The 6,176-nt window shown below is 71.2% G+C and carries 7 protein-coding genes; 3 read left to right on the top strand and 4 right to left on the bottom strand.

Features of this window, described 5'->3' with window-relative positions; translation table 11 throughout:
• Positions 1 to 176: 176 nt before the first annotated feature.
• From AB0P41_RS34695 to AB0P41_RS34685, 3 genes are all read right to left on the bottom strand, one after another.
• Positions 177 to 1,154, bottom strand: a complete 978-nt coding sequence (locus AB0P41_RS34695) for an acyl-ACP desaturase (RefSeq protein WP_104783507.1) — start codon at positions 1,152 to 1,154, stop codon at positions 177 to 179.
• A gap of 155 nt (positions 1,155 to 1,309) precedes the next feature.
• A complete protein-coding gene (locus AB0P41_RS34690) occupies positions 1,310 to 2,956 on the bottom strand; it encodes an ATP-binding cassette domain-containing protein (RefSeq protein WP_365936051.1) in 1,647 nt (548 codons plus the stop codon).
• 224 nt (positions 2,957 to 3,180) lie between these two features.
• The gene (locus tag AB0P41_RS34685) at positions 3,181 to 3,597 is read right to left on the bottom strand and encodes an SsgA family sporulation/cell division regulator (protein WP_356715919.1); all 417 of its coding nucleotides are present in this window, start codon (positions 3,595 to 3,597) and stop codon (positions 3,181 to 3,183) included.
• A 182-nt stretch (positions 3,598 to 3,779) separates the two neighbouring features.
• On the opposite strand from AB0P41_RS34685, the gene AB0P41_RS34680 reads away from it, so the two are divergent.
• Positions 3,780 to 4,865, top strand: a complete 1,086-nt coding sequence (locus AB0P41_RS34680) for an oxidoreductase (protein WP_365936050.1) — start codon at positions 3,780 to 3,782, stop codon at positions 4,863 to 4,865.
• Positions 4,866 to 4,916: 51 nt separating this feature from the next.
• On the opposite strand, the gene AB0P41_RS34675 is transcribed toward AB0P41_RS34680, so the two are convergent.
• Positions 4,917 to 5,231, bottom strand: coding sequence for a YciI family protein (locus tag AB0P41_RS34675; RefSeq protein ID WP_365936049.1), 315 nt, complete (start codon positions 5,229 to 5,231; stop codon positions 4,917 to 4,919).
• Positions 5,232 to 5,266: 35 nt separating this feature from the next.
• On the opposite strand from AB0P41_RS34675, the gene AB0P41_RS34670 reads away from it, so the two are divergent.
• Both AB0P41_RS34670 and AB0P41_RS34665 read left to right on the top strand, forming a co-directional pair.
• Positions 5,267 to 5,944 carry an endonuclease V gene (locus AB0P41_RS34670; RefSeq protein WP_365936048.1) on the top strand — a complete coding sequence of 226 codons (678 nt, stop codon included), beginning with the start codon at positions 5,267 to 5,269 and terminating at the stop codon, positions 5,942 to 5,944.
• 107 nt (positions 5,945 to 6,051) lie between these two features.
• A complete protein-coding gene (locus tag AB0P41_RS34665; RefSeq protein ID WP_258310186.1) occupies positions 6,052 to 6,174 on the top strand; it encodes a hypothetical protein in 123 nt (40 codons plus the stop codon).
• Positions 6,175 to 6,176 lie beyond the last annotated feature (2 nt).

The following is a 6,176-nucleotide window of genomic DNA, read 5'->3' as shown; positions in this document are numbered from 1 at the left end:
TCCCACCTCCCCTCCCCCCTCCCGTCCTCTTCTGTGCTGCGGGCTGCCGGGTGGTGGTGGGGGGGGCCCCCCCCCCCCGCCGCGCCGCCGCGCCCCCCCCCCCCCCCCCCCCCCGCCGCTGTCCGGCGGGTCGGGGAGCGGATCCCGAGCCCGGCCGGGCGGATGCAACGAGCGGGTCAGCCCTGTGCGGCCCGGGCGGCCATACGGGCCTTGCGGGTCGCCAGCTTCTCGTCGAACTTCGCGGCCTCGCTGTCCAGGCCGTTCATGTACAGCCCGAGCTCCTCCTGCGCCTTCAGGCCCTCCGGGCCCAGGCCGTCGATGTCGAGGACCTTCAGGTAGCGCAGGACGGGCTGGATCACGTCGTCGTGGTGGATCCGCATGTTGTAGATCTCGCCGATCGCCATCTGCGCGGCGGCCCGCTCGAAGCCGGGCATGCCGTGTCCGGGCATCCGGAAGTTGACGACGACGTCGCGCACGGACTGCATCGTGAGGTCCGGGGCGAGCTCGAAGGCCGCGCCCAGCAGGTTGCGGTAGAAGACCATGTGCAGGTTCTCGTCGGTCGCGATCCGCGCCAGCATCCGGTCGCAGACGGGGTCGCCCGACTGGTGGCCGGTGTTGCGGTGCGAGACGCGGGTCGCGAGCTCCTGGAAGGCCACGTACGCCACGGAGTGCAGCATGGAGTGGCGGTTGTCGGACTCGAAGCCCTCCGCCATGTGCGCCATGCGGAACTGCTCCAGCTTGTCCGGGTCCACGGCGCGCGAGGTGAGCAGGTAGTCGCGCATCACGATGCCGTGCCTGCCCTCCTCGGCGGTCCAGCGGTGCACCCACGTACCCCAGGCGCCGTCGCGCCCGAAGAGGGAGGCGATCTCGTGGTGGTAGCTGGGAAGGTTGTCCTCGGTCAGCAGGTTCACGACGAGGGCGATGCGTCCGATGTCGGTGACCTTGGACTGGCCGGTCTCCCACGCCTCCCCGTCCTCGAAGAGGCCGGGGAAGTTACGGCCGTCGGAGAACGGCACGTACTCGTGGGGCATCCAGTCCTTGGCGACCTTGAGATGGCGGTTGAGTTCCTTCTCCACCACCTCTTCCAGCGCGTACAGCAGCTGGGCGTCGGTCCACGCCTTCGAACTGCCTGTGTGGGGAGAGGTGATCGTCACGGGGTGCTCCTGGGGACGGGAGAATTACCTACGGCTTCGTAGGTTACGTGACCGTAGGTTAAGGCGGCAGTAAGGCCGCGGCCAAGCCCGGTCCTCGCGGTATGCGCTCACACACCGTTATCCATGCAGGTCATGATGGTCTATGAGGGGACAAGTCAGGCGCCCGCGCTCCCGAATCCCGGCAGCTGCCCGGGAGTGGTGTCCCGGAGCCCGTTCTCGTCCAGCAGCAGCGACCGGGTGATCCCCAGCGACTTCAGGAACGCCATGTCGTGGCTCGCCACGATCAGCGCTCCCTGGTACGCCGCCAGCGCCGAGGTCAGACGGCGCACACCGGAGAGATCGAGGCTGTTCGTCGGCTCGTCCAGCATCAGCAGCCGGGGCGCAGGGTCGGCCAGCAGCAGCGCCGCCAGCGTCGCCCGGAGACGTTCGCCGCCCGAGAGCGTCCCGGCGGGACGGTCCGCGCGCCCGCCCTTGAAGAGGAAGTGTGCCAGCCGGGCCCGGATGCCGTTGTCCGTGGTGCGGGGCGAGAAGCGCGCCACGTTGTCCACCAGCGACAGGGCGTCGTCGAGGACGTCGAGACGCTGCGGCAGGAATCCCACGGGGACCTGGGCGGTGGCCTCACCCGACACCGGGTCCAGCTCGCCCGCGATCGTACGCAGCAACGTAGTCTTCCCCGCCCCGTTGCGGCCGACCAGCGCGATCCGTTCCGGGCCGCGGAGCTCCCACTCGCCCGGCACCCGCGCGCCGTGAGCGAGTTCGAGCTCGCGCAGCAACAGCACGTCGCTGCCCGGATGCACCGTTGTGTGCGGCAACTCGATCCGGATCGCCTCGTCGTCCCGCACCGCGTCGACCGCCTCGTCGAGGCGTTCCTCCGCCTCCGCCAGCCGTTCGGTGTGCATGATGCGGTGCTTGCCGGCCGACTCCTGGGCGGTCTGCTTGCGCTGGCCCATCACGGCCTTCGGCTCGCGCTTGGTGTCCCACATCTTCTGCCCGTACCGCCTGCGCCTGGCCAGTTTGACGTGGGCGTCGGCGAGTTCGCGCCGCTGCCGCCGTACGTCGGCCTCCGCGACCCGCACCATGCGCTTGGCCGCCTCCTGCTCCACGGCCAGCGCCCGCTCGTACGCCGACAGGCTGCCGCCGTACCAGGTGACCGCGCCGTCGCGGAGATCCGCGATCCGGTCCACCCGCTCCAGCAGTTCCCGGTCATGACTGACCACTACCAGCACACCGGTCCAGGCGTCGACCGCGTCGTACAGCTGCCCGCGGGCGTACAGATCGAGGTTGTTGGTCGGTTCGTCCAGCAGCAGGACGGCAGGGCGCGCCAGCAGCAGGGCGGCCAGGCGCAGCAGCACGCACTCGCCCCCGGACAGCTCGCCCACGGTGCGGTCGAGACCGACGGCGGACAGGCCAAGCTGGTCGAGTACGGCCCGTGCGCGCTCCTCGACGTCCCAGTCGTCCCCCACCGCGGCGAAGTGCTCCTCCCGGGCATCGCCCGCCTCGATGGCGTGGAGCGCCGCCCGCGTCGCGGAGACACCCAGGACCTCGTCCACCCGCAGAGCCACGTCCAGGACGAGGTCCTGCGGGAGGTAGCCGATGTCGCCGGCCGTGCCGATGTGTCCGGCCGTCGGCGTGAGCTCACCGGCTATCAGCCGCAACAGAGTGGATTTCCCGCAGCCGTTGAGACCGATCAGCCCGGTCCGGCCGGGGCCTACGGCCAGTTGGAAGTCATCGAAGACCTCGCTCCCGTCGGGCCAGGCGAACGAGAGTGAGGTGCAGTGAATATGCGTGGTGGATGCAGGCACAATGGCCTCCCGGCTGCGTCGAGAAAACACGGAGAACGGCTCGGACACCGGATGTCACGCAGGGCACGCGTGCGGCAGGGCACGCGGCGCGGAACGCGACACCTCAGATGTGGAGCAACGTCCTTCTCCGATCCGACGACAACAGGGCCGTCGACGACGCTACGAGCCCGCCGGGGGCCACGCAACCGAATACCGGAGGCGCTCCGGGAGACCGAAACGCTGTCTCAGGCGGACCCGCCCAGCAGATCGCTCAGATCGCCGTCCAGGTCCAAGAAGCGGTACTCGTCCCCCTCGGGGACCAGCTCCTGCGCCCGCTTCAGGAAGCGCCGCAGCTCGGACGTCCGGACATGGACCATGGCGATGCCCTCGACCGCGTGGAACTCCAGCACCGTACGGTCGTAACCGAACGGCCGGACCCGGACGTCACCGAGGCCGGCCGGCGTGTCCATGCCGGTGGCGAGCAGCTCACGCGAGAACTCCCAGGACACCTCGGTACCTTCGAGGGTCGCGGGTGCCGGGAACGCCATGCGGACGGCGAACGGGTCCTTGCGGTCGTAGTGCAGTGTGGCGGGCAGAGTCTCCATACGCGGCGCGGACGCGACCATACGGGCCTGCACGGACTGCTCGATAACGCTGGACAAGACCTGCTCCCTCTCGCCTCGGACAACGGTTCCCGGCACTGGAGTAGACGACGGAACGCCTCCATCCGTGCACCGGGGGGCGGCGTGAGCTGCGTCACCGCCCTGTCCCTCCCTGATCGACTGCCCCGTTCGGGGCGGCGCACCCTGGACGCGCGTCCGCCGGTGGGTTAGCTTCCAGCGCCATGAGGCCCTTGGGGAAGACGAGACGGCTGATCGCACCGCTTCTGTGCGGGGCGGCGGTGACCGCCGCACTGGCAGCGCCTGTGGCGCAGGCCACGCCGGCCGGTCACGGGGAACGGAAGCCCGAATGGGCGCTCACCACGACGGGCACGGACGCGCGCTTCCGCGGTCTCGCCGCCGTGGGCCGTGACACCGCCTGGGCCGCGGGCTCCGGGGGCACGGTGCTGCGCACCACGGACGGCGGGCGGCACTGGCGCGATGTCTCGCCGGACGACGCCGCCGGACTGGAGTTCCGGGACATCGAGGCTTTCGACAGGCGGCGGGCGGTGGCCCTGGCCATCGGCGAGGGCGAGGCGTCCCGTGTCTTCCGCACCGAGGACGGGGGCGCGACCTGGTCCGAGTCCTTCCGCAACACCGACGCCCGCGCCTTCTACGACTGTCTGACCTTCTTCGACAGCCGTCACGGTCTCGCGATGAGCGACCCTGTGGACGGGAAGTTCCGCATCCTGTCGACCTCGGACGGCGGGCGCAACTGGCGGGTCCTGCCCGATGCCGGGATGCCCGCGGCGCAGCCCGGTGAGGCCGGATTCGCGGCGAGCGGCCAGTGCCTCGTCAGCTCGGGCCGCACGGACGTCTGGCTCGCCACCGGCGGCGCGGCCGCCGCCCGGGTGCTGCACTCCGCCGACCGCGGCCTGACCTGGACGGAAGCCGGGGCGCGGATCCCGGCGGGTGACCCGGCGCGAGGCGTGTTCGGCCTCGCCTTCCGGGACCGTACGCACGGCATCGCGGTCGGCGGCGACTACCGGGCGGACCAGGCGTCGCCGGACGCCGCGTCCGCCACCGGGGACGGCGGCCGGAGCTGGCGGAGCGCGGCCACCCCGCCGACCGCCTACCGCTCAGGAGTTGCCTGGCTGCCCCGCAGCCGGGGCTCGGCACTCGCCGTGGGGCCGACCGGCACCGACCTCACCAGGGACGGCGGGCGCACCTGGCGGACCGTGGACACCGGCTCGTACGACACGGTCGACTGCGCCCCGGACGGCGGCTGCTGGGCCGCGGGCGAGCAGGGCCGGGTCGCGAGGCTGCGATAGCCGCCACGACGCGGCCGCCGTGGCCATCCTCCATGGGCGGCGACGTCATGGTCACTCCCGGCGAGCCTGGCCGGGCAGTTGCTGCCGGTACGGCGCCAGCGCGTCGGCGGTCTTCGTCGCGAGGAACTCCGTGATCCGGTAGGCGCACACCCCGTGTTCCGCGAAGGGGTCGGAAGCCGCGATCCTCTCGATCCCGGCGCGGTCCTCGCCCACCGCCAGGATCACACCGCCGTCGCGGGGATTCTTGCGCCCCGAGGCGATGAACACCCCGGCCGCGTACTGCGTGTCCAGCCAGGCCACATGCTCCGTCATGAGGGCGTCGACACGCTCGACCGGGGCTGTGTAGGTCAACTCGAGTACGAACATGCCGGCAGGCTACCGGCTGCCTAGACTGACCGGTCATGACGACTTTCCGGACGCCCGCCGACGAGGCCGAAGCCCGTGCCGTGCAGGACGCGTTGCGGGCGCGAGTGGTGCTGGACGAGCCGGGACCGCCGCCCGGCGGCGGCCGGGTCACCGGGGTCGACGTCGCGTACGACGACGAGCGCGACCTCGTCGTGGCGGCCGCCGTCGTCCTGGACGCGTCGACCCTGGAGGTGATCGCCCGCTCCACCGCGAAGGGCACGGTGACGTTTCCGTACGTCCCCGGACTTCTCGCCTTCCGTGAGATACCGGCTGTCCTCGCGGCACTGGAGGGGCTGCCGGTGGACCCGGGGCTCGTCGTCTGCGACGGCTACGGGCGGGCGCACCCGCGCAGATTCGGGCTGGCCAGCCATCTCGGCGTCCTCACCGGACTGCCGGTCATCGGCGTGGCGAAGAACCCCTTCACCTTCCGCTACGACCAACCCGGCCCCCGGCGCGGTGACTTCACCCCGCTCATGGACGGGGACGAGGAGGTGGGCAGGGCCCTGCGCACACAGGACGGCACGAAACCCGTCTTCGTCTCCGTCGGTCACCGCACCGGGCTGGACAACGCCTGCGCCCATACGCTCGCGCTGGCACGTGACTTCCGCCAGCCGGAGACCACGCGCAGGGCTGACGCCCTCTGCCGGGCCGCCCTGAAGGAAGCGATCGGCTGACGGAGGTCCCCGCCCGGGGACTGTTGCCGACTGAGTACAAATACGGATGTTGTTTGTCGAACATCAGGGGCAGGCTGGTACACATGATCGACCACCACGCACCTCAGATGAGCACCGGAACCGTACGTCTCTCCCAGCGCGGCGTCGCCGTGGGCATGACCCTGGGCGTCCTCGCGGGCGCCGGCTGGACCGTGTCCATGGTCGTCACACTGGCGTCCTGGATGCTCTGACT

The sequence above is a fragment of the Streptomyces sp. NPDC079167 genome (assembly GCF_040686735.1).
Lineage (GTDB): Bacteria > Actinomycetota > Actinomycetes > Streptomycetales > Streptomycetaceae > Streptomyces.
Note: the sequence above shows the minus strand (reverse complement) of the source record. Positions and strands in the feature narration are given on the sequence as shown.

Excerpts from the sequence above, each read along its gene's own strand:
- AB0P41_RS34670 (WP_365936048.1), top strand. The coding sequence starts at position 5,267 with ATGACGACTTTCCGGACGCCCGCCGACGAGGCCGAAGCCCGTGCCGTG.
- AB0P41_RS34675 (WP_365936049.1), bottom strand. The coding sequence starts at position 5,231 with ATGTTCGTACTCGAGTTGACCTACACAGCCCCGGTCGAGCGTGTCGAC.
- AB0P41_RS34665 (WP_258310186.1), top strand. The coding sequence starts at position 6,052 with ATGAGCACCGGAACCGTACGTCTCTCCCAGCGCGGCGTCGCCGTGGGC.
- AB0P41_RS34680 (WP_365936050.1), top strand. The coding sequence starts at position 3,780 with ATGAGGCCCTTGGGGAAGACGAGACGGCTGATCGCACCGCTTCTGTGC.